General features: G+C 41.1%; 23 protein-coding genes. 2 read left to right on the forward strand and 21 right to left on the reverse strand.

The features are described 5' to 3' along the window. Positions 1 to 12: 12 nt before the first annotated feature. Positions 13 to 921, reverse strand: coding sequence for a tRNA 2-thiocytidine(32) synthetase TtcA (gene ttcA / locus QZ488_RS04265; protein WP_293746553.1), 909 nt, complete (start codon positions 919 to 921; stop codon positions 13 to 15). A gap of 118 nt (positions 922 to 1,039) precedes the next feature. Between ttcA and QZ488_RS04270 the strand changes: the two genes are divergently transcribed. Together QZ488_RS04270 and QZ488_RS04275 are read left to right on the forward strand one after the other, a co-directional pair. After that, positions 1,040 to 1,723 carry an ABC transporter ATP-binding protein gene (locus QZ488_RS04270; RefSeq protein ID WP_293746554.1) on the forward strand — a complete coding sequence of 228 codons (684 nt, stop codon included), beginning with the start codon at positions 1,040 to 1,042 and terminating at the stop codon, positions 1,721 to 1,723. 34 nt (positions 1,724 to 1,757) lie between these two features. After that, positions 1,758 to 2,945 carry an ABC transporter permease gene (locus QZ488_RS04275; RefSeq protein WP_293746556.1) on the forward strand — a complete coding sequence of 396 codons (1,188 nt, stop codon included), beginning with the start codon at positions 1,758 to 1,760 and terminating at the stop codon, positions 2,943 to 2,945. Positions 2,946 to 2,972: 27 nt separating this feature from the next. On the opposite strand, the gene QZ488_RS04280 is transcribed toward QZ488_RS04275, so the two are convergent. From QZ488_RS04280 to ccoP, 20 genes are all read right to left on the reverse strand, one after another. Continuing rightward, positions 2,973 to 4,406 (reverse strand): NADH-quinone oxidoreductase subunit N, encoded by a 1,434-nt coding sequence (locus tag QZ488_RS04280; protein ID WP_293746557.1) that lies wholly within the window; start codon positions 4,404 to 4,406, stop codon positions 2,973 to 2,975. Further along, a complete protein-coding gene (locus QZ488_RS04285) occupies positions 4,403 to 5,851 on the reverse strand; it encodes an NADH-quinone oxidoreductase subunit M (protein WP_293746558.1) in 1,449 nt (482 codons plus the stop codon). Before QZ488_RS04285 ends, QZ488_RS04280 begins: the two co-directional genes overlap by 4 nt. After that, positions 5,842 to 7,662, reverse strand: coding sequence for an NADH-quinone oxidoreductase subunit L (nuoL, locus tag QZ488_RS04290; RefSeq protein ID WP_293746559.1), 1,821 nt, complete (start codon positions 7,660 to 7,662; stop codon positions 5,842 to 5,844). Before nuoL ends, QZ488_RS04285 begins: the two co-directional genes overlap by 10 nt. A gap of 2 nt (positions 7,663 to 7,664) precedes the next feature. Further along, entirely contained in the window at positions 7,665 to 7,973 is a 309-nt protein-coding gene (gene nuoK / locus QZ488_RS04295; protein ID WP_226989141.1) for an NADH-quinone oxidoreductase subunit NuoK, read from the reverse strand. Continuing rightward, positions 7,973 to 8,515 carry an NADH-quinone oxidoreductase subunit J gene (nuoJ, locus tag QZ488_RS04300; protein ID WP_293746561.1) on the reverse strand — a complete coding sequence of 181 codons (543 nt, stop codon included), beginning with the start codon at positions 8,513 to 8,515 and terminating at the stop codon, positions 7,973 to 7,975. Before nuoJ ends, nuoK begins: the two co-directional genes overlap by 1 nt. Further along, entirely contained in the window at positions 8,512 to 9,045 is a 534-nt protein-coding gene (gene nuoI / locus QZ488_RS04305; protein ID WP_293746563.1) for an NADH-quinone oxidoreductase subunit NuoI, read from the reverse strand. Before nuoI ends, nuoJ begins: the two co-directional genes overlap by 4 nt. Further along, entirely contained in the window at positions 9,030 to 9,983 is a 954-nt protein-coding gene (gene nuoH / locus QZ488_RS04310; RefSeq protein WP_293746565.1) for an NADH-quinone oxidoreductase subunit NuoH, read from the reverse strand. The genes nuoI and nuoH overlap by 16 nt, the downstream gene beginning before the upstream one ends. After that, positions 9,983 to 12,775 carry an NADH-quinone oxidoreductase subunit NuoG gene (gene nuoG, locus QZ488_RS04315; protein ID WP_293746567.1) on the reverse strand — a complete coding sequence of 931 codons (2,793 nt, stop codon included), beginning with the start codon at positions 12,773 to 12,775 and terminating at the stop codon, positions 9,983 to 9,985. Before nuoG ends, nuoH begins: the two co-directional genes overlap by 1 nt. A gap of 3 nt (positions 12,776 to 12,778) precedes the next feature. Then, positions 12,779 to 14,047 carry an NADH-quinone oxidoreductase subunit NuoF gene (gene nuoF, locus QZ488_RS04320; protein ID WP_293746569.1) on the reverse strand — a complete coding sequence of 423 codons (1,269 nt, stop codon included), beginning with the start codon at positions 14,045 to 14,047 and terminating at the stop codon, positions 12,779 to 12,781. After that, positions 14,040 to 14,585: an NADH-quinone oxidoreductase subunit NuoE gene (nuoE, locus tag QZ488_RS04325; RefSeq protein ID WP_293746570.1), complete on the reverse strand. Its 546-nt coding sequence runs from the start codon at positions 14,583 to 14,585 to the stop codon at positions 14,040 to 14,042. Before nuoE ends, nuoF begins: the two co-directional genes overlap by 8 nt. Next, positions 14,582 to 16,336 carry an NADH-quinone oxidoreductase subunit C/D gene (gene nuoC, locus QZ488_RS04330; RefSeq protein WP_293746571.1) on the reverse strand — a complete coding sequence of 585 codons (1,755 nt, stop codon included), beginning with the start codon at positions 16,334 to 16,336 and terminating at the stop codon, positions 14,582 to 14,584. Before nuoC ends, nuoE begins: the two co-directional genes overlap by 4 nt. Before the next feature lie 2 nt (positions 16,337 to 16,338). Continuing rightward, on the reverse strand, positions 16,339 to 16,980 hold the full coding sequence (locus QZ488_RS04335; protein ID WP_293746572.1) for an NADH-quinone oxidoreductase subunit B: 642 nt from the start codon (positions 16,978 to 16,980) through the stop codon (positions 16,339 to 16,341). Beyond that, positions 16,980 to 17,369, reverse strand: coding sequence for an NADH-quinone oxidoreductase subunit A (ndhC, locus tag QZ488_RS04340; RefSeq protein WP_293746573.1), 390 nt, complete (start codon positions 17,367 to 17,369; stop codon positions 16,980 to 16,982). Before ndhC ends, QZ488_RS04335 begins: the two co-directional genes overlap by 1 nt. A 126-nt stretch (positions 17,370 to 17,495) precedes the next feature. Further along, a complete protein-coding gene (locus QZ488_RS04345; RefSeq protein WP_293746574.1) occupies positions 17,496 to 17,954 on the reverse strand; it encodes a hypothetical protein in 459 nt (152 codons plus the stop codon). A 561-nt stretch (positions 17,955 to 18,515) separates the two neighbouring features. Beyond that, entirely contained in the window at positions 18,516 to 19,445 is a 930-nt protein-coding gene (gene uspE / locus QZ488_RS04350) for a universal stress protein UspE (protein WP_293746576.1), read from the reverse strand. A 113-nt stretch (positions 19,446 to 19,558) separates the two neighbouring features. Then, complete coding sequence (locus tag QZ488_RS04355) at positions 19,559 to 20,230, reverse strand: sulfite exporter TauE/SafE family protein (RefSeq protein WP_293746578.1); 672 nt, start codon at positions 20,228 to 20,230, stop codon at positions 19,559 to 19,561. After that, on the reverse strand, positions 20,223 to 20,414 hold the full coding sequence (ccoS, locus tag QZ488_RS04360) for a cbb3-type cytochrome oxidase assembly protein CcoS (RefSeq protein WP_293746580.1): 192 nt from the start codon (positions 20,412 to 20,414) through the stop codon (positions 20,223 to 20,225). The genes QZ488_RS04355 and ccoS overlap by 8 nt, the downstream gene beginning before the upstream one ends. Positions 20,415 to 20,426: 12 nt before the next feature. Then, on the reverse strand, positions 20,427 to 22,796 hold the full coding sequence (locus QZ488_RS04365) for a heavy metal translocating P-type ATPase (RefSeq protein ID WP_293746582.1): 2,370 nt from the start codon (positions 22,794 to 22,796) through the stop codon (positions 20,427 to 20,429). A 5-nt stretch (positions 22,797 to 22,801) separates the two neighbouring features. Continuing rightward, the gene (locus QZ488_RS04370) at positions 22,802 to 23,293 is read right to left on the reverse strand and encodes a FixH family protein (protein ID WP_293746584.1); all 492 of its coding nucleotides are present in this window, start codon (positions 23,291 to 23,293) and stop codon (positions 22,802 to 22,804) included. Between the two features lie 77 nt (positions 23,294 to 23,370). Further along, the coding region (ccoP, locus tag QZ488_RS04375; protein ID WP_293746585.1) for a cytochrome-c oxidase, cbb3-type subunit III at positions 23,371 to 24,309 on the reverse strand (939 nt) is incomplete at its 5' end.

Genomic DNA, 24,309 nt, shown 5'->3' on the forward strand with positions numbered 1-24,309 from the left:
ATTCCTTTGATCCTAGATATTGGTAATGACCAGTGGTGCAGCCAGTATTGTGTTTGGCGTTACTTGAGAAGTTATTTCTGGTGGATCAAAGCCAATATCACCATTTTCAAATGGCATGTTTTGGGTTTTTAAACCGACAAAATCAAACTGGCTACTGTCTGCTAAATGCGAAGGCACTACATTTTGTAGCGCTTTAGACATGGATTCAATTCTTCCAGGAAAACGTAGGTGCCAGTCCTGCAACATGCCCTTAATGACTTTTCTTTGTAGGTTTTCTTGAGAGCCGCAGAGGTTACAAGGAATTATGGGAAACCCTTGATGTAGCGAATAATCGGCAATATCCTTCTCAGCACAATAAGCCAGAGGGCGTATAACCATTTGTTTGCCATCATCACTGACTAGTTTTGGAGGCATAGATTTTAATTGGCCACCATTAAACATATTCAGAAAAAGAGTCTCTAACATGTCATCTCGGTGATGACCCAAGGCAATTTTGGTCGCCTTTAAACGAGTAGCCGTTTTGTATAAAATTCCACGGCGTAATCGAGAACAAAGGGAGCAGGTGGTTTTTCCTTCAGGGATTTTATCTATGACAATTGAATAGGTGTCTTCTTCTACCACTTCAAATTCCACACCAAGTTGAGTCAGGTATTCCGGCAAAACATGTTCTGGAAATCCAGGTTGTTTCTGATCGAGATTAACCGCAATAATTGAAAAAGTAATGGGTGCTACTTTTTGCATGTGCAGAAGTACGTCCAACATAGTGTAACTATCTTTTCCGCCAGATAGACAAACCATCACTTTGTCACCCTCTTCAATCATATTAAAATCAGCTATGGCTTTACCCGTGTTATGTCTGATGCGCTTTTGTAACTTACTGAATAATTTGTTGTTTGGATTGGTGTTGGGCAATTGATTCATGAATATGGCTTATGTTTTATCGGCTAAAAAAGGTTGTAACCCGCAAGTTGTTAAGCAATTATACTGAAAAAACTCTCCTTTATTAACTAAACCTTCGTTTAATGGATAGCTTGCTTATATGCCACACAGTTTATCAATTAAAAATTTGCTTTTCACATGGCCTAAGAAAAGTGATTTTTCCCTAGAAATACCCAATTGGCAGGTAGAAACAGGAAAAAAAGTGTTTCTGTATGGCCGCTCAGGGCAGGGCAAATCTACCTTGTTAAACTTGATATCTGGCATTGAAAATCGTTATTCGGGGCATATCCAAGTGTTAGGTCAAGACTTGGCTTCACTTAGTCAAAGACAGAAAGACACTTTTAGAGCCAATAATATTGGCATCATATTTCAACAATTTAATTTGTTGCCATATTTGTCTGCAGAGCAGAACATACTTCTCGCTCAGAGATTCAAAAGTTCTGATAAAAAACTGCAACCTGAAAACTTGGCTTCAATATGCGACCGATTAGAATTAACTCGTAGCTTACTTAAACAAAAAGCTAATGAACTCAGTGTGGGTCAGCAACAACGTGTGGCAGTGGCAAGGGCGTTATATGGTTCACCTAGATTAATTATTGCTGACGAGCCTACTTCGGCACTAGATACCCAAACCAGAGAACAATTTATCCAGCTACTACTAGACAGTGCGCAATCTTCAACCGTAATATTTGTCAGTCATGATATGTCTTTGGCGCCACACTTTGATCAACAACTGGATTTAGCAAGATTACAGCAGCAAAGGAGTGACCTTGATGTTGCTTAAATTGGTATTGGCTAGTTTATGGTCTAGGCGAGTTATGGCAATTCTTACATGTACGTCAATTGCCATTAGTATGTTGGTGTTGATTGGCGTAGAACATTTGCGTGCTGAGATTAAAAGCAACTTTGAACGAACGGTTTCCGGCGTTGATTTAATAGTGGGTGGCCGCACCAGTGGCATTAATTTATTACTGTTTTCGGTGTTCAAAATAGGCAACCCGAGTAACAACATTCTGTGGAAAAGTTACCAAGATATTATCAATATTAATCAAGTGGCATGGTCAGTGCCAATTTCGATGGGAGATTCGCATAAAGGGTTTTCGGTAATTGGTACTACTAACGATTATTTTGAATATTTTAAATACGCAGATAAACAAAAGATTAGCTTTGTTCAAGGTAAGTCGTTTACACGCTTATATGAGGTCGTATTAGGCGCTGATGTAGCTAAAAAATTAGGTTACAGTTTAGACCAATCTTTGGTCATGTCCCATGGCACAGCCAAAGTCAGTTTCACTCATCATGACGACCATTCTTTTAAGGTTGTGGGTATCTTAAAGCCTACAGGCACACCTGCTGATCAGTCTTTGTACATCCCGTTACAAGGCATTGATATTCTTCACAACAAACAAGAAATCCAGAATAAATTGTTAGTGGATGTGCCTTTAGGAAAAAACTATCAGCCTCAATTAAGTGCATTTTTTGTTGGCAGTAAAAGTAAGATAGCCATTCTACGATTGCAGAGAAATATTAATCAGTATGTGCAAGAACCTCTTAGCGCGATTTTACCTACTTTGGCGCTACGTGAACTGTGGCAAATTGTCGGTACTGTTGAAATTAGTTTAATGATAATTTCATGGCTGATCTTAGCTACTGCGCTAATTTGTATGACGACTATGTTATTGGCTTCAATGAAAGAGCGAGAGCGGGAGTTAGCAGTGTTAAGGGCATTGGGTGCCAATGAATATATCATTATTCTACTCATTGGCGCCGAGGCGCTTGTACTCACTCTTATTGGTGCATTAGTAGGTTATGTATTAGTGACTGTTGGCTTATTATTTGGGCAAGCCCTTCTAGAACAGCATTTTGCTTTGTACATCCAACCCTATGCTGATTTAACAACAGTCGGATATTATTTTCTAATTGCGGCATCTGCGGCTATTTTATTGTCTTTTGTCCCAGCTTTAATAGCCTATAAAAAATCACTGATGGCGAGCCTAAATTATTAAATGTCTAGTGTGCTTAGTCAGTAAAAACTAGCCAATTGATAATATACTGCGCAGTTGATCTCCCAATAGCCCTGGTAATATACCAAGTAAGAGCAAACTAGCTGCAATAAGGCCAATCCATATTTTGCTGAGATAAGCCGCCTGTGCTTGAGGCATATCACTTTTGGCTGGCGCAAACAGAGTGAAAATCACCCGTAAATAATAATATAGGCCTACAGCACTGCCTACTAACATGGTCGTTACTAACCACCACGCTGAAAGCTTAACCGCTAAGGTAAGTAGATAAAACTTACCAATGAACCCGATTGTAATAGGCATGCCTGCCAACGACAAAAACGCAATAGTCATAATAGTTGCAAGCCAAGGATGCTGCCAAAATAATCCCTGCAATTGGGGTAACTCTTCTAAATCTTGTTGATCATCGAGTCTGGATAACAATGTTAGTACCGCAAAGATTAGTATTGAGGCGACGAGATAGGCTAATAAATAATAACTGACACCCTCCAGCACTAAACTGTGATCTATGCCCATGGCAATAACCCCCGCAACTAACACATAACCCATATGTGCTATTGCCGAGTAAGCCATTAATCGTTTCAGACTTTGTTGTTGTAAGGCCAACCAATTGCCTAAAAGCATACTGGCAATCGCCATCCAGCTAAGCATACGTACCATGTCTGCTTCAAAATCAGTTGGAACAAGTAGGATTAATTTGATAAATAGAGCAAAGACCGCGGCCTTAGATAAAGTGGTGAGCAATAATGTGGAATTAACCGGTGCGCCCTGATAGACATCTGGCGTCCAAAAATGCAAAGGAACCAGAGATAATTTGAAGGCTAGTCCGGCTAAGACTAGAACAAAACCACTTTTAGCCATTAAACCCATGGGAGATTGCAGCATATCAACTAGCATCATCTGCCCACTGCTAGCATACAGCAGGGCAAAACCCATGAGTAATACACTAGTCGCAGCACCTGACAATAACAAGTACTTCATGGCGCCTTCCAGTGCCAGTTTTCGCTCTCTGTTATAGGCAAGAATGGCTAACATCGACAAACTCATTAATTCAATACTTAGGATCACACTACCTATATGGCGAGACATCACTAGCAACATTGCACCCAAGCAAGATAACAACAGTAATAAATAAAATTCCTCTGCGACTTCTTTACTATTGGCTCCCATATAGGGGCCTTGCAACAGGGCGACAGAAATCCCCACCATCAATAATAGTAGGCTAAAAAATCCGCCAATGGGTTCATACTCAAACAAGATCGTAATGGTTTTTAGATCTGTAGGGTAGTTGTTAATTAGTGCTGCTAACGCTAGAAACAGGGTGACGAGACAAATACCTTGAGCTAAGTAACAACTGCGCTTCCAGCTAGCCTGAAGCATTAATGCCAGAATACCTGCACTGATGATCAAAACCGGCAGTAACAACCATAGTTCTTGAATACTCATGGACGTAACTCCCTAGCGGTTTGCATTAAACTACCAATGGTATCGCTACTCAATTCCAACACTATATGTGGTTGTAATCCGAAATAGATTAATGCGGCCACTAAAATACTGGTGAATACTAATTCGCGCATATGTAAGTCGACTACATCCACATTGGGTGGGCCCTGAAAAGCTCGTTGAAATAAATGTAAACCATAAATTGCTGAGCCAATTATGCCTAAGGACGCTACTATGGTTTGCACAGGAAATTGTTGATAGCTGCCCAGCAAAGTAAATAGCTCTCCGTTGAAGTTAGCCATGCCTGGCATGCCAATACCGGCCATCACAAAAATTAAGGTTACGGTTGCCATTTTAGGCGCGCTTTTCCACATGCCACCCATATTGCCAAGTTCTCGACTGTGAATACGATGTTGTATCATGCCGGCCATACTAAATAGTGCCGCACTACTTATCCCATGGGCCACAATAGTTAAAATGGCGCCTTGTAGTGCCACTTCATTCCAACTAAACAGTGCCAGTAATACAAAACCCATATGGCTAATACTTGAATAAGCCACCAGTCTCTTAAAGTCTGTTTGGCTGTAGGCCATTAGCGCCCCATAAATTATACTGACTACTCCGAGAGTCACAGCTACTGGCGCAAATTCCATTGTGGCGCTGGGAAATAACGGCAACACAATTCGAATTAAGCCATAGGCACCTGTTTTGAGTAATATTCCCGCCAACAAAACGCTACCAGCAGTAGGCGCCTGCGTATGGGCATCTGGTAACCAGCTATGGAATGGCACCATGGGTAATTTAACTGCGAAGGCAATAAAGAAACCTAACATAAGCCAAAATTGCATAGTGTCGGGGATCACTAATTGCTGTAATTCTCCAAGATTAAAACTAAGTTGCCCTGTTTGATTTTGATGGTATAGAGCCAGGGCGATAATAGCGATTAACATTAATAAACTGCTTACTTGGGTAAAGATAAAAAATTTGAACGCTGCATAGCGGCGACCCTCATGTCCCCAAATAAGAATCAACGCGGTCATGGGTAATAACATGACTTCCCAGAATAAGAAAAACAAGAATAGGTCTGCGGCTAAAAACACTCCTATAATTCCAGCCACGCTAAACATTAAATTGAAGTGGAAGAAACCTCGATGTTTCTCGATATCGTTCCAAGAAACCAATACCGCCAATATTGCTAATGCAATAGTTAACGAAATAAGTAATAAAGAAAGACCATCAAACAACAACGCAAAATGAATATTAAAGCGTGCAAACCACTGCCAGCTAAGACTACTAGAGCCACTGTTGCCTAAGTAGAGGGTGAAAATCAATAGACCGATTAAGCTAATCAGGGTGATCCAGTTGCCCAAACCACTGTATTTCTTTTCACTTAACCAAGCACATATGCCAAATAACAATGGAAGCCAAATCAGAAAACTTAACGCCACAATATCAACCCTCCTAACATCAGGGCACAGCCAGCGAGAGTGCCGAATAAGTACCAGCGCAACTTACCGTTTTGACTGATAACTAATACTTCATTTAGGCTGAAATTAAACCAACCTACAAAGTGATAGAAATGGTCTATCACGTCACCTTTATTGATACGCGCAAACAGTTGCAAGGGTTTGGTAAAAAGCTGCTCGTAGAGCCAGTCAAAGCCCAAACCATCACGGCAGAAGTTATTGATAACACTACTGCTAGCCTGCATGGATTGACGAGGAAAATACAAAAACCAAGCAAGGATAAAGCCTAATAAAGCGACAGCTACGGGCATCCATTCAATCCACAATGGTAAGTGTGGGTGATTAGCTGGACCAAATACCAGGCTAAAATCTAAACTAATAAACCCGCCAATCACGGCTAATGTCACTAGAGGTAATAAGGGCACAACTAATTGGCTAGTCGGTTTGTAATCCGCTTCTTTTAGATCATGATTCGCAGGGCCAAAACAAACAATAAATAGTAGGCGAAAACTGTAAAGGCTAGTTAGAAATGCGCCAAGTACCCCAATCCACCATAGAGTTGGACCAGCAGTATGCGCTTGGTAAGTGGCCGCCAATATGGCTTCCTTACTGAAAAATCCTGAGCTGCCAGGGAAAGCTACCAATGCTAATAAGCCAATTAACAAAAATGTAGAGGTTAAAGGTAAACTTCGAAATAAACCGCCCATCTTGAAAATGTCTTGTTGATGGTGCATTTTCAAAATAATGCTACCGGCAGTTAAAAACAATAACGCCTTAAAAAATGCATGGGTCATCAGATGAAAAATAGCAGCATCAAATGCCAACGCGCCTAATCCCAAAAACATATAGCCAATTTGACTCATAGTAGAGTAGGCAAGAATACGTTTAATATCTGATTGGGCGAGGGCGGCTACTCCCGCTAATACTAGGGTAAGGACGCCTATCCACGCGACCAAATTGAGTATGCCTTCTACTTGTAAAAACAGCGGATGCATTCGGGCAATGAGGTACACACCGGCGGTTACCATTGTAGCTGCATGTATTAACGCGCTGACTGGAGTAGGGCCGGCCATGGCATCAGGTAACCATGTCTGCAAAGGCAGTTGTGCTGATTTACCTACTGCGCCTCCCACCAGTAATATGCAGGCTAACCATAGATTGGATTGAGATACATGAGTTGTTGATTCAACAATTGTATTGATGTGCAAACTGCCGTATTCACTGAATAGGATCAACAAACCGATCATCATGGCGGTATCGCCAACTCGGGTCACAATAAACGCCTTTTTAGAGGCAACAACGTTATCTGCTTTATGTTGCCAGAAACCAATAAGTAAGAAACTGCACAATCCCACGCCTTCCCAGCCTAAATACAACAGCACCAAACTATCGCCTAATACCAGCATCAACATGGCAAACACAAACAAGTTCATATACACAAAAAAGCGTTGTACATCTTTGTCTTCGAACATATAGGCCGCGGCGTACCAATGGATCATCCAGCCTACACCGGTAATCACACTCATCATCACAAGGGATAACTGATCTAGGTGTAACCCAAAGTTAATCGGTGCTCCAGCAATTGGTAACCAATTGAATAACACTTGCTGGAAGGACTCTCCTCCCAAACCAATAAATTCGATGCCAATAAGTAAAGTCAGTATGGCAGCTAAACCCATTGAGCCAACACCCAGCAGAGCTACCAATAAGGGGGACAGTCGTCCAGCAAGTAGCAACAATATTAACGACGATAAAAGAGGCAATAACGGAACTAGGACAAGTAAATTTTGCATGTTCATCCTTTCATCTCATCTAGTTTATCGATATCCAAGTCACCAATATGTTGTCTTAAGCGAATAAGTAAGGCCAAGCCCAGTCCTACTTCAGCCGCGGCAATGCTCAAGATCAATATATAAATTACCTGCCCGTCAGCCTGTTGCCAAAGACTACCAGCCAGAATGAATGCAAGGGCACCCGCATTCAGCATGATTTCCATCGACATCAACATAAACAAAGTGTTTTTCCGGCTTAACAAACCCACTAGCCCGATAGCCCAAAGCAAAGCAACTAACACAAAGCCGTGTTCAATAGGAACAGTCATGATTAGCGTCCCCCATCTTTAGTGGTTCTTTTAGGCAGTTCCTTGGCCAAATGATAGCCACCGACTAGTCCCGCTAATAGTAAAAAGGAGGCGATTTCAACCGCAAGTAAATAAGGACCAAATAACAAGGTGCCCACAGCTCTAGCATCGACTAATTCTATTTGCACCGCTGAAGAGGGATTTGTTGACCAGTTTTGGTTTGAAAGTATTACAAATACAATTTCAGCAAGCAAAACCATGACTAATAAACTAGGTCCAACCCAGCTCTGCCAAGTTAGCCAGTGTTTTTCTCGATCAATGTCGGTTTGATTAATATTAAAAATCATCACAGCAAAAACAAACAACACCATAATTGCACCGGCATAAACGATAATTTGCAAGGCCGCCGCGAAGGGCGCTCCAAGTAAGTAAAAACACATGGCCAGCGCAAGTAAACTAACAACCAAATACAGCAATGCATGTACTGCATTTTTATTTGTTACAACAAACAAGCTTGCGAGTATGGCTATGCTGCCACTTATGTAGAATAAAATTTGTGCACTCACGGCATTAAACTCCTTACATCTACTGGAGGTTTTTCGTTATCAGCTTGTCCTTTGCCCTTGCCTTTAACTTTGATGCCGGCTTTGTGATAAAAGTTATAATCAGGGTATTTTCCAGAACCGTCTATCAGCAAATGTTCTTTTTCATAAACCATGCTTTGTCTTGTATATTCCGACATTTCAACATCAGGTGTCAGTTGGATTGCGTATGTAGGGCAGGCTTCTTCACACATACCACACATAATGCAGCGAGAAAAATTGATGCGAAAAAAGTCAGCGCGCCAACGACCGTGATCGTCCTCTGTTTTTTGTAGTGAAATACAATCTACTGGGCAAGCTACTGCACACAGGTTGCACGCGACACAACGCTCTTCACCATCAGGATCACGGGTTAAAACGATTCTGCCGCGGTAGCGAGGTGCCAAATAGGGTTTTTCTTCTGGGTATTGAACCGTGTCTGTTCTATCAAATAAATGTTTGAAAACAGTCCACATGGTTCTAATTTGAGTATGCATAATTAAAAACTCCCCCATAGTTTAACCACAGCAGTACCCACTAGATTAAGTAACGCCAGAGGTAACATCCATTTCCAGCCAAATTCCAAGAGTTGATCAAAGCGGGGCCTAGGCAAAGCAGCTCTTAGAAGAATAAAGAAGCAAATTAGGCTCATGGTCTTCAATACAAACCACACAAAAGGCGGTAACCAGGGGCCAAGCCAACCGCCGAGGAAAAGGGTGGTGATCATCATCGAAATTAACATCATGCCGAGGTATTCACCGAGAAAGAATAGGGCAAACTTAATGCCTGAATATTCTGTATGAAATCCCGCGGTTAATTCAGTTTCAGCTTCAGGCAAATCAAAAGGTAATCTATGGCTTTCGGCTACCCCAGCAATGATAAAAACGACAAATCCTATAAATTGGGGGACCACAAACCATATGTCTTGTTGTGCCAACACAATATCGCTCAATCTAAAGCTACCACTTAAGATCACTACGCCGAGTAATGACACACCCATAAATACTTCATAACTAATGGTTTGCGCGGCCGCTCGCATTCCGCCTAGAACTGCATATTTATTGTTGGATGCCCAACCAGCCAAAACCACGGAATAAACCGCCATTGAGGTCATGGCTAGGAAAAACAGTAAACCGATATTGCTATCAGAAACCACTAAACCTGGTGCCATGGGCACTACGGCAAAACTCATCAGTATTGCCATTGCGCCAATTAACGGTGCTAATACAAAAACTGGCCGGTCAGCAAATGGTGGGATCCAGTCGTGTTTGAATAATATTTTTATGAGGTCGGCAAGAGATTGTAATATGCCAAAATAGCCAACACGATTTGGTCCATAACGTTGCTGGAAGAACCCTAACAAGCGTCGTTCAAACCAAACCAACATAGCCGCAATGGGAACCAGTGTAGCCACCATAAGTACGATCATTATCATCAATTCTAATTCTGGCATTAGATTACTCCATCAATAAAATGGATAGGTATGGTTTGATCTTGAGCTAACAGCTTGTCTCGATGCTGCTGTTTTACCGTTTGTTGTGTTGTCTGTAAGTGCTTAATTTGCTGACTATATTCATCAATTTGTTTCCCAGTTGCCGCTGTAAGTTGTTCACAGTGTTGTAATTCGAATAGTTGATCAGCGGGTACATAAATTAATAAACAACTGGCTGGAACTTGTGTACTAATAATTAATTGTAGAGCAGTTGAATTGTCATCACAGTAAAGTAATTGACCTGCAACATACCCCCCTTTCTTAGCATCCAGCGGACTCATTACAATTTGAGCCTGTATCTTTAGTTGGGCAATAGGCAGGGCATGTAAACTTAAATTATCGCTACCAAACACTTTTTGCAGCGGTAGTATTTGCCATTGAGCTTTGTTCTTTTGCGACCAATTGGCTTGCCATTTGAACCACTGATCACTCTGTCCGAGTTTTATACAGCGTACGCCCTCTTGTTTTTCAAGCTCAGTTCCACGATATTCATCGCGAAACTTATGGTTTGACTGATTGGAGTTCCAACCTGGTGACCAACTGTAGGCTAACGGAAATTCGTTTTTCTGGCCGACTTGTGTTCCTTCCATACTTTGTTTATACGGGGCACCTAATTCACTGAAAGGTTTTGGTTCATGCACTGTTTGATTAGCTAACATCGCGGTTCGACCGCTCACTCTTGGCGTTTGCAAAGCCAGTTGGGTCTGATGATGCTGATTAAAATGTTCACAGAGCTGAGGGAAGTCTTGGTTAAGTAAACCTCGAAGTTGTCCCAAATCGCTGATTTCACCCAGTGAATGCTGGCGAAGTTTGGCGATGTTTACTAGCCATTGCCAGCCAGGCATACATTGTCCAGATGGTTTAGTGGCGGGAAGGTGAGATTGAATTAAACCCTGATAGTTAAGTAGTGAACCACTGCATTCACTAAAAGTAGACACCGGCAGGTTTACCTCGTCCGCGTCGGGAATTCCAAGTTGACTTAAACGTACTATATTGTCTGCACACTTTCGCCATTTACTCAGTCGGTTAACAAAGGCTGGTGAACAATGGTCTAGAACCAGTAAATTGGATTTTTCTGTGGTGCTGTTTTCCACATCTAAACTGTCGATGCTCAGATAACCATTTTGGGTTAATAAACCTAGACCTAAGGTGTTCGCCTCGGGTGGCACAATACACAACATGGCGTCATCTTGGCCGTTTTCTGTTGCAGTACTGTGTACTTTCAATGCATTGCGTATATTACTGGCAGCGGCCAATAGCGCAGGGTTATTGGCTGACCAGCCTGTTAAAATTAACGGACGTTTTGCTTTTCGTAAGACTTCAAGCAAGGCGAGTGTTTCTGAAGACGCTTTACTGACTTTAGGTGTGGGAGCTCTGTCACTGAGCATACTAGCCAATAAAAATCCTTGCTCAGCAGCTTGTTTAGGCGAGCAAACTAAGTTGATTGTTGCTTGTTTAGCAAGGTCACTTTCTCCAAAACCAAATATTGCTAAGGGAACAGGATGATGAGGTTGAATAGCCCTGACCGCGGCATCTTGCCAGCTAGGCACTCTGAGCTTTTCTGCTTGCACTTTGGCATTGTTTAGCAGCGCCTGACGAATAGATAAAGCTATGCGAGGTGCACTGTTGTTAACGTCTTCAGCGAAAATAACTATGGCGTCGGCTTGCTCCATTTGGGCTAAACTTGGCGCTTGCCACTGATTCAGTATAGCCATGTGAGTGGCCAACAAAACTTCCTGTTGCGCATCTAGTCCAGGGTTGAAATTCTCACTTCCGACTAGTTGTTGAAGGGCAAAATTGTCTTCTAAACTCGCCTGACTACTGCCAATGCCAATCCATCGCCCTTTGTTTTTTAATCTGACATTGAGAGCCGTATCTGCCCAATTGTTTTGTTGCCCGTCTAAAGTGATATTCAGGCGGCGGGTATCATGATCAACAAAGGAAAATCCGAAGCGGCCACGATCACACAAAAAATAACCATTTAAATGATCGTTAAAGCGATTGGTAACACGTCGCACTGAACCATAACGTTCTGACAGGCTTGTATTGCACCCAACAGAACAGTGTTGGCAAATGGATGGAGCGGTTTGCAAATCCCACTTTCGGCTGTAGTGATCGCCAAATGGTTTGTCGGTAAATACACCTGTTGGGCAAACTTCAACTAGATTACCAGCAAACTCACTTTCTAAGGTGCCATCACTCTGACGGCCGAAATATACGTTATTCCGTGATGCTTGAGCGGCTAAATCAGTACCTCCAGCATAATCTTTGTAAAATCGTTCACAGCGATAACAAGTAATGCAGCGATTCATTTCATGTTTGACTAACGGGCCAAGATCTTGGTTGGTAAATGTTGTTTTCTTACCCTTGTAATGCCTTTCATTATGGCCAGTCATTACAGTCATATCTTGTAAATGACACTCACCACCCTCAGCACAAACTGGACAATCATGAGGATGATGAGTCATTAATGCTGCTATATTCTGTTCGCGAAATTCTTTCTCTGCAGGTTGTTGCATACTGACTCGCATGCCCTCAGTTACAGGTGTCATACAGGCAACTATCATTCTCCCTCGGGTGTCATTTTCGTCTTGGTATTGAGTCATTGCGCATTGCCGACAAGCGCCAACAGAACCCATGGCTGGGTGCCAGCAAAAATAGGGCAGGTCCAGTTTTAACGATAAGCTAGCCTGCAATAGGTTTTGCCCATCCTTAACGGTATATTGTTGGTCATCAATAAAAATTTTGGCCATAATCTAATGCCCGTGAGGGCACCCCTTGTGATCAATGTGCTGTTGAAAATCATCGGCGAAATATTTCATTCCACTACGCAGTGGTTCGACTGCACCCGGTGCGAGTGCACAGAAGGTTTTCCCTATCCACATAAATCCGCAGAGTTGTTGTAATGCGTCCAGATCGTCTTGTGTTCCCTGACCATCTTCAATACGACTCAAAATTTCCACTGCCCAGGGCAAACCATCTCGGCAAGGTGTACACCAGCCGCAAGACTCTTGAGCAAAGAATTTAAGCAAATTTAAGATCATGCCCACTGGACAATGTTTATCATCAAGAACAATCATCACTCCAGTACCCATTCGGCTTCCGACTTTGGATATAGCGTCATATTCCATGCGAGTATCGAGATGTTCGGGTAATAAGAAGTCGGTAGATGCGCCTCCAGGCAACCAGCCTCGGAGGGTTAAGTTGTCTTGCATGCTGCCGGATAATTCCAGAATGTGTCTGGCAGTAGTACCCATTGGTAGTTCCCACAATCCAGCGTTTTTTACTCGTCCACTGATACCGTAAATTTTAGTACCAGCGTCTGGGCCACCTGATAGCTCGGCATACCACTGTGAGCCATTTTTCAAAATGCCTGGTAAATTGCACAGGGTTTCACAGTTGTTAACTATCGTCGGACGGCCAAATAAACCGACAACTTGCGGAAAAGGTGGTTTGGCTCGAGGATTGGCACGTTTACCTTCCAGAGCATTAATCAGCGCCGTTTCTTCGCCGCAAATATAACGTCCGGCACTAGTATGTAGATGTAATTTAAGTGAATACTGCGTGCCATTGATGTTATTACCAAGCAAACCTGCGGCTTCAGCTTCATCGATAGCTTGCTGTAGACGGGTCGCACAGAGGCGATATTCTCCCCGCAAGAAAATATAAGCAACGTCTGCACCTATCGCGTAGGCTGCGATCATCATGCCTTCGATGAGTAAATGTGGAGCCCCTTCCATCAACCAGCGATCTTTGAAGGTGCCTGGCTCCATTTCATCTGCATTACACACCAAGTATTTATTTTTTGGCGCATCTTTTCCCATCGGCACAAAGCTCCACTTAATGCCTGTCATAAAACCAGCACCACCTCGACCTTTAAGTTGAGAATCGGAAACTTGTTTTTGAACCTCTTGAGGTTGCATATTCAAAGCGGTTTCAAATCCTTGGTAACCGCCGGTGGTTTTATAGGCATCAAGGTTTTGTGGATTGTCCAGATCAAGATACTGGCTAAGTGGCTTATCCATTTTGGCCTCTACTTAATCCCTGCATGAGATTATCCAGAGTTTCTATATTTAGGCTTTCAACTAGCTCGCCATCTAACATTAGGGCTGGCGCCTTATCACAACAGCCTAAACATACATTTGGCAGCAAAGTGATTTTTCCATCCTTTGTGGTTTGACCAAATTCAATATTGAGAGTGTTACGCAGATGGTTGGCAATAATTTGGTAATCATGTAACCAGCAGCTAATGCTGTCGCATAAGTGGATCACATGTTCTCCTACAGGTTGACGATAGATTAGATTGTAAAAAGTGGCGATCCCTTCTAATTCTGTGGCTGACATACCTAACATATTGGCTATGGCATACAGGCTTTCGTCACTTATCCAGCGGCGTTGTTTCTGAACAATTTGCAGGGCATCGATAGCCGCAGCGTGCCGACTTTCATACAAAGAACATTCATGTTCTATCGCATCGATTTCTGTTTGGCTAAGCACGTCGCGGTAATTAACCACTTGTTGCTTTGCAAGGTCGATTTGTAAAATTGGAATTTCGTTGCTCATCTGTCTACGTCCGCCATAACAAAATCTATACTGCCGATGGTTGCAATTAAATCCGCAATCATTTGGCCTTTTGCCATGACTGGGATCATTTGCAAGTGTGGAAAGGAAGGGGTACGAATGTGGGTGCGATAGCTGATAGTGCTGGCGTCACTCGTGATGTAATAGGCGTTACTGCCTTTGGTGGCTTCTACTTCCATCATCGCTTCACCAGCCGGTATAACGGGCCCCCAACTCACTCCTAAAAAGTGCGGGATTAGCGTGTCTATATCCTGCATAGTGTGTTCTTTGGGAGGTGGTGTGGTTAACACATGATCCGCTTTGTATGGGCCTTCTGGCATGTTGTTTACACACTGACGTATAATGCGCATGCTTTGACGGATCTCTTCTACCCGCACCGCACATCTATCGTAACTATCGCCTCGTGTACCAACAGGTACATCAAACTCAAAGTTTTCATAACCACTATAAGGTCGTTTTTTACGTAGATCCCAATCAAATCCTGTTGCGCGAAGTCCTGGCCCTGTTACACCCCAGTCAATAGCTGTGGCTGTGTCGTAAGCGCCTATTCCAACGGCTCGTTTTTTAATAAGGCTGTTTCGCATTACCATTTGGTCGTAATCGGCCATACGTGCAGGCATATAATCTAGCCATTCAGTGACCATCTTGTCCCACCCTTTAGGCAAGTCAGCGGCAAGTCCACCAATTCTGAACCAAGCTGGATGCATTCTCGCGCCAGTAATAGCTTCAACGATGCCGAACAACTTTTCGCGGTCAACAAACATGTAAAAAATAGGTGATAACGAACCGATATCCTGAGCGAAGGTGCCGTAAAATAGAAGATGACTTAGAATGCGATACATCTCACACATCATCACTCTAACGACCTTGACCCTTTCTGGCACAACGATGCCCGCTAGTTTCTCCACGGCCATGACGTAGGGTAAGTTATTCATCACCCCACCCAAATAATCAATTCGGTCTGTGTAAGGAATATACGAATGCCAGCTTTGACGTTCGGCCATTTTTTCCGCACCACGATGGTGGTAGCCGATATCGGGTATGGCTTCAACGATTTCTTCGCCATCTAGTTGCAACATGATCCTAAATACACCATGCACACTAGGATGATTTGGACCTAAATTCAGCCACATGAATTCTTCAGAATTACCCTGTGGTTTTAGCCCCCAGTCAGCTGGATTAAATTTTAATGCTTCCTGTTCAAGATCTCGAATGTCATCGGGTAAGCTGTATTCACCCATTTCAGTCGCTCTTGCTGGGTGGGTTTTACACAGTGGATGACCTTGCCAAGTGGTAGGCATCATAATCCGGCGTAAACAAGGATGATCTGTAAATTTTACTCCGAATAAATCCCACACCTCACGTTCATACCAATTTGCATTTGGCCAAATAGAACTGATACTGGATACTTCCTTTGCATCCATTGTTAGAGCAACCTTGATGCGTAAATCTTGGTTACGGGCGTAGGAGCGCAATAAATACACCACGGTAAAATCCCGTCGATGGGGGATGACATTATGTTGGCGAGTAGTTTCGTCGATGGCTGTTAAATCAAACAGAAAATCAAAAGGTTTTTCTAGTTTGAAACGTAATACTTCACATAAGGTTTTTAGATCTGCTGCGGTTGCCCATATCGTTGGGATATCATCTGCAGTCTTTTCTTCATGCAATGCTGCACTCGTTAACCAAGGTTGGATTTCACCAAGTAAATCAGGCGTTGAATTTGCTGGCATGATTAAACTCTATCCGGTGGCGTTAAATCCCGAGTTCGCATACGCTGGGCGTTATGTATGTCTCGTTGGCTGGGTTTCTCTATTTGGCTGACACTCTGTTCCCCAACCACCCAACTTAATGGCCGCTGTTCACGACCAATTGATTCTTGTAATAACATCAAGCCTTGCATCAAAGCTTCTGGTCGGGGAGGGCATCCAGGTACGTACACATCAACAGGTAATATTTTATCAACGCCTTGTACAACTGAATAAATGTCATACATACCGCCTGAATTAGCGCAGGAACCCATAGAAATAACCCATTTAGGTTCGAGTAATTGATCGTATAAATGTTTTACTACCGGCGCCATTTTACGAAATACTGTGCCAGAAATAACAATAAGGTCTGCTTCACGAGGCGTAGCTCTTATTACTTCTGCACCAAAGCGGGCTATATCATGGCGGGCGGTAAAACTGGTGGCCATTTCTACGTAACAGCATGATAAACCGAAGTTAAATGGCCAGACAGAATTTTTTCTGCCCCAATTAACCATGTTGCTAAGAGTGGTAAAAATAACGTTTTTCTTGATGTCTTCTTGTACACTTTCATCTATAACGGGGATTTTTTGTGGCACTATATTGGGGTCCGAGAGATTCCAATCCATTAACGTTGCTCCGGTAGATGTCTTTTTAGAATGTTAAGGGCGCCAATACGCCACAAGTAAATGAGGGCGACTAACAGGATAATCATAAACACTAATGCCTCTATAAAGCCGGTCACACCAACCTGTTCAAAGGATATTGCCCAAGCAAAAAGATATAATGTTTCAAGGTCGAATATGACGAAAAAAATTGCGTATAAAAAGAAGTGATTAGCAAACTTAACCCTAGCGTTTCCTAAGGATAAAATGCCTGATTCATAGGGGAGATGAGTTGAATGGCCCTTTGTTCTTGGACCTAATAGAGACGATACAAACATAACTCCTACTAATAACAACAGAGTAAAAGTGAAGTACAGTATTATAGGCCATAGTTCGGCCAACGCTTGAATCATGTTAATTACCCCAAAATCGTTTTATGTCTTTTCGATAGTTATTTTCGAAATTTACACTTTTTTGGACTCACCATTTACAACGCCTAAAAGTGTTGGTCTACATGTTTTAATTCTGAAACGTTTCTTTTACACATCCATCATTGAATAGATATCGATGGATAACTTCTTTTTCTCTTCCATCATGTGCTGATGTAGGTTTTCGAATAATTCCTGCACTAGTTCACAGTCAACGATCTCTTGCATCTCTGTGTAAAGATGACAAAAATAATCGTCAAAAGCCGTAGCCATTATTTCTACGTTATCAGTACTGATTTGAGCTGCATTAAACTGAGTTACAAACAATTCCTCAACACTGTGCTCGTGGTCAAATTGAAAATAAGTATTCAGTATTTTGTCTGGCGCTTTCTCAATGTAAGCTTGCAAAGAGTGTGACTGTTCTGACTCATGTTTGACCAAAGTGTTGAGTAACATCTTGACTCGTTCACTTTTAGCTTCATGGGATAATGCGGCGTAAAACTCACCAGTGCGGGCATGCAATTGTTGATTATGCAGGAGCAATTCATGTACCTGAGAAAAGTTACTCATCAATCTCTTTCCTATTGCAAAACACATGTTTTTAACAAGCTTAAAAAACTTACAAGAAACAACATAAATTTTTACATTAAATTTACATTAGCCTAATATTTAATCAGAAGATACTGATAATTGTATATATTTTGCACTAAATATATTTGGTATGAATTTTGATTATGTTTGTTTTGATAGATTTTCAACCCTTTTCTTCACTTAACTTTATGTGTCACGGGACTTCCGCTATGGGTTCCAGTTTGGCTCTATTTTAGATTGTTGGTGTTTTTAAAGAGGATTTATTGAGAAGTTTAATGAAGCATAAAATAATTGTTTTACAGAAAATTACATTAGCTGTTCTTATCAAAAACTTTACGCATCATCATTAAAATACTTTATGTTATTTAGATGAAATTTTACTATGGCTTGAACAAAAATATAATGACTAGAAGCAACTGATTTAAATTTTGCTCCTTCTAGGCCTTCAATATTAATCGCTATTTTTGAAAGTGGGAGATACAAAAACCTGCAGTCTGCAAAGCAAGTTAATTTACAATTATATTGCCCTCACTTATGGTCTTAACATTTCACAGGTGATACAAATCCATGGGGTTTAATCGCCAAAACATCGCAATTGAGTTTATCGATTACATGTTCTGCAGTATTTCCAATTAATGCGGCTGAAATACCTTGTCTGCCAACTGTACCTAGTACCACTAATTCTGCGTCTAAGCGGTTAGCATACTTAGGGATCACGTCCTCTGGTAAACCTATATCTACATGACAGTGTTCTTTACTTATATGATGTTTTTCACTGTGAATATGCATACATTGTTCATGATGCTGTTTGGCTGATTCATCGTAAGTAGTGGGATCAAACTCTGGTATTTCGATGACAATATTAGCTGGTGTGCCAGGATATGAATTAACTAAATGTACATTTGATGATAATAACTTAGCAAAATGTAAAGCTTGTTTAGTTATTTCTTCGTTCAACGAAATGTGCTCTTCAACATCCACTCCTACATTTACTGCTGCAATAATTTGACCACCAATAGGCCAGTCATGCTCCTTTACCAGTAACACTGGTACAGGTGCTTTACGCATAATATGCCAGTCGGTGGGAGTGAAAATAACAGATTTTAATGTATCGTGTTGCTGTGTACCTTTAACAATTAAATCGTAGCCTTTGTCTATCACTTCATAAATAATGCTTTCATATGGGCGATTATGCCAGACGATTTTCACGTCAATACTTACTCCTTGAGTACTAAATTGTTCTGATACTAAGTTAACCAACCAATCAGTTCTATCATCGATCACTGCTTGGCGCATATTCTCTCGTTCATCCATCGACAACATGGTGGTCATTTCATACGAAAAATCATAAATAGTTAAAAATGCAGTAACACTTGCACCATTAATATTGGCGATTTCGATTGCTCTAGCTAATGACTTTTGAGTGGACAGTTCTGGCTCGATTACAGCTAATATTTTCTGATAATTCATATGTAATTCCGATCTAAAATTAATAATCAAGAAGATAACTAAGCTTATGAAACTATTTAATATTTTACCAGTTGTTATACTGATTAGTATTATTCATTAAAAAGGATGTGAGATTATTGAATAGAACCGGAGATGGCTTGAAATAGTTGGAAGGAAGCGAATATCATCAATAATAAACCCATCAAAGTTTTTGATTTGGGATTTTGGATCACTTGTTGAATTTTGTTAAAACCAGTAGCCATTAAGATCATTATTGGTAATGTGCCTAAACCAAAACCAGCCATAATAACCCCACCGTTAAGCGCCGAACCACTTGCTAAAGACCAAGTTAGCACTGAATAAACCAATCCACAGGGTAACCATCCCCAAATCATGCCGTAGGGTAGGGCGTGTAAGGGACTTCTAAACGGCAATAACTTTTTTGAGTAAGGATGAATAAGTTGCCAAAACCTACTGCCAAGTTTTTCAATTTTACTTAGCCCTTGCCACAAGCCCGCAATGTATAACCCCAAAACAAACAGAAATATACCGCTAACAAATTGTAGAATAACAATACCTTGAGCTATTTGTTGTGCAAACAATTTCCCAGCCCAGCCAGTGATAGCTCCGGCTAAAACATAACTGAATATTCGCCCAAAATTATAGGCTAGGGTGTAAGGTAACATCGAGGAATTTTTTGGTACGGCGTAAGCAAAAGCACCTACAATACCGCCGCACATACCCACGCAATGTACGCCGCCAGCTAAGCCAATTAACAACGCCGAAATAAAGCTTAAATCAGTCATGCTTTCCAGGTGTTTTTGTATTTTGATTGTTTGCTTTTTTAGGAAGATCATCATCAAACAAAATACTGCTACCGTGTCGTTCTAGGTCTTCAAATTGATTTGATTTAACAGCCCAAAAAAACACACCTATTGCAATACACACCAATAAAATTGCAATAGGGATCAACACGTAAATAATACTCAAAATTAAATCGTCCTACTTTAAAAGCCTAATAGAATTAGCTACTACAATTAGAGAGCTTAATGACATACCAACTACTGCCATCCAAGGGCTTAAAAAGCCTGTCACTGCGAGGGGCAACACTAATAGATTATAGCCTAGTGCCCAACCCATATTTTGGATGATTTTAGCTCTACAACGTTTTGCTATCGCGAAGACTACACTGATTTTTTCTAAAGAATTATCTAATAAAATGACATCAGCCGATGATTTAGCAAGGTCAGAACTTGCACCTAATGTGACTGATACATCTGCTTGGGCTAAAACAGGTCCATCATTAATACCATCACCTACCATAAGCACAACATGGTTATTGTTTTGGGCTTTTTGAACCACATGTAGTTTATCTTCAGGTGTTTGTTGTGCTAACCAGTTGGGTATATTAAGTGAATTAGCTACAGTTTTTACCACAGACGGTATATCACCGCTGAGTAAGGTAAGATGATTAACCTTAATTTTTTTAATCATCTGTGCACTTCCGGTGCGAACTTTATCAGTTAACAAAAATCCACAGAGTAACTTATCATTTGTGCTCAGAAACACGTTACAACCAAGTATATCTTTTGGTACGGCGAGGCCAACAAAGCTAACTGAGCCTAATTTGAAGTGTATTCCATCTATTTTACCTTCTACACCTTGGCCTATTTTTGAGGAGAAATCTGATACTTGGAGTGTGTTAGTGATGTCACTAAAAGCTTTAGCTATCGGGTGTGATGAATATTGTTCTAAACTAGCTGCAAGTTGCAAACATCGATTTTTGTTCTGGCCTGGTACGCTAATACAATCTGCTAGTGTAAATTTGCCTTCCGTCAAAGTGCCTGTTTTATCTAAGGCAACCCAATCCACTTTTGATATTTTCTCTAAGGCATCAGCACGCTTTAGCAAAACTCCTTTGCTGTTTAAATGAGCGACTGCGCAAGACAGGGCTGAGGGGGTGGCCAATCCTAGGGCACAGGGGCAGGTAGCAATTAGTATTGAAATGGTCACCCACAATGCTTGAGAGGGATTTATTTGCAACCAAATAATATAGCTGCTCAAGGAAATTACCAGCACTGCTAAAACAAAGTATTGAGAAAATTGGTCAGCTAAACTGGCTATTTTGGGCTTACTCAATAATGCTTGGTTTTGTAATAGACTAATTTGATTAAGCATTGAGCCTTTCAGTGATTTTGTTACTTTTATTGTAAGGGTGCCTAATTGATTCACAGAACCAGCAAAAACTGTTTGTCCTGATGATTTACTGACTAATTTAAACTCCCCAGTTAACATCGCTTCATCTAATTGGCCTGCGCCTTCTATAATGATTCCATCCACTGGTACCATTTCCCCGGATTTAACTAATACAAGCTGTTCTACCATCAAAGATTTTGCTAGGACAGGCGTGATTTGTTTGCCTTCTACTAAATTGGCGGTTGTAGGCATGTATTCCAACATATTGGCAGACAGCTGAGAGGCTTTGTACCTCGCACTGTGCTCCAAATATCGGCTAATCAGTAGGAGAAATACAAACATACACAAGGATTCAAAATAGGTTTGGCCGTTATTTTGTACTGTGGCAAATACCCCTGAAACGTAGGTTAAACTTAACGCCAGAACAATAGGAACATCCATGTTGACGACTTTTGCACGAAGTGCTCGCCAAGCACTAGAATAGAATTCTGCAGCTGAATAGAGAATAACTGGGGTGGTTAACAGCAAACTAATCCAATTAAAGTATTGTTTAGTTTGTGCATCAATATGCCCAAACAAGTCAAAAAACACGCCTATATTTAACATCATGACTTGCATAGTCATTAAACCAGCTAAGCCTAAGCGTTTTAGAAATGCCTTGTTTTCTTGCCTAAATGACGCTTCATGTTGTTCCGGTTGAAATGGTTTTGCATGGTAACCAATTTTTTCTATATGGCTTAGGATTTGGCTGAGTTTTAAGTGCTCATTATTCCAAGTGATACTTGCTCGTCTGGCGGATACATTAACACCAACCTTCATAATACCAGTTAATTTAGCTAGTTGCTTTTCGATTAGCCAGCCACAAGCAGCACAGTTAATACCACTAATAGTTAATTGTATTTCGCTTGCATCATCTTGAATTTCAACAAATTCTTGCAAAATACTATCATCATCAAATACCTTGAGCGTCTGTAGCATTTCATATTCGTTCTCTTGCGCTTTTTCGGCAAACTCGCTTCGATAATGATAATAATCTTCCAAACCATTATTAACGATTGCCTCAGCGACTGCGCAACACCCAGGACAACAAAAAGATTGTTGATTGCCAAATACATTAGTGTGGTAGTTAAGTTGTGGGGCTATAACTAGATCACAATGAAAACACTTAGTCTGCATTCTGCTTAGGGCTTTAAGTCAAATGGACTTGTTTGCGGCAGAGAAATTACTTTTTGAATTTTCCAATTTTCATCAAACGGATGTAAACTTAATTTCCATTTACCCGTAACATCAGTCACTAAAGGAGCACGATATAGGCCTTTTGCGTCACGTAATAAAGTGACTGAAAAATCTTTGAATTTTTGTGTCGAATGAAAAAAATCTAATGTTAGGGCACCATCATTGTCTGGAATACCGCTTGTAAACGATACTTCAACATAATCTGAAAACACTTGAACTTTAGTTGATATACCAAGAACTTTGGCCTGTTGTAATTTTTTGATCTTAAGGTTGATAGATCTACCTTCTTTATAGTAATCGTCAATAACCATGCTGTCTTCGCTATTAAAAGCGAAATTCATCATAGTAAAACTAAGCACCATGGATGAAAGCGGCACAACTATAAGAAACCAAGGCCAGAATTGTTTGTACCAAATTTTTGGGGTGTTAGATTGCATGAAAAAAAACTACTCAAAGTTAAAAGAAACCTAAAAAAGCCCCGTAAATACGGGGCTTTCAGTATAACACTTGGTTACTACTTGTCTTGTGACAAACTGTAAACGTATGCACTCACTAAATGGATTTTCTTTTCACCTAGTGTTGTTTTAAATGAAGGCATTACACCATTGCGACCATGTCTAAGGGTTTCTGTCAGCACTTTTTCAGTGCCGCCATATAACCAAATTTGATCGGTTAGGTTAGGCGCGCCTAATAATTGATTGCCCTTACCATCTTGGCCATGACAGGCCGCACAGATAGCAAATTTAGCTTGGCCAGCGTCTACCTTTGTTTGTTGCAAATCAGGTCTATTACTTAGGCTTAATACATAAGCAACTAATTCTTCTATGCCTGTCTCACCCATAGAATCTAATTGAGCTGGCATCATACCTTGGCGACCATTAATTAAAGTCTCAGTGATTTTTTCAGGTGTTCCACCATACAACCAATCATCGTCGGTTAAATTTGGAAAACCCCTTTGACCACGGGCATCAGAACCATGACATTGTGAACAATTTTGACTAAACAAACGTTGACCTATTTTTAATGCTTCCGGATCTTGGGCTAATTCAGTAATAGGTTGTTGGTAATATCCATCAAAGATAGGTGCAAAAAGTTCATTTGCAAATTCTACTTCTCTATCATATTGATTAATTACGCCGTTGGTTTTATTTGCTTCTACAGCAGCCCTAGATTCAGCCAATGATTTGATAGTTTGGTTAGAACTTTGCCAATTCCAAAGACCTTTATAGTTACCCAAACCAGGGTATAAGACTAAATAAATAAGACCCCAAACGATACAAATGTAGAATAATATCGTCCACCAACGGGGTAGCTGGTTGTTGAGTTCGATGATGCCATCAAACTCATGGTGCATGTCGTCACCTTCTTCTACGCCAGTTTTATTCTGTAAACACCAACGTAGTAATAAATAACAACCTAATATTGACCCCAGTGTAATCACAGAGATCCAGAT

Origin of the sequence: uncultured Paraglaciecola sp., from assembly GCF_913020055.1 — a bacterium.
Classification (GTDB): domain Bacteria; phylum Pseudomonadota; class Gammaproteobacteria; order Enterobacterales; family Alteromonadaceae; genus Paraglaciecola.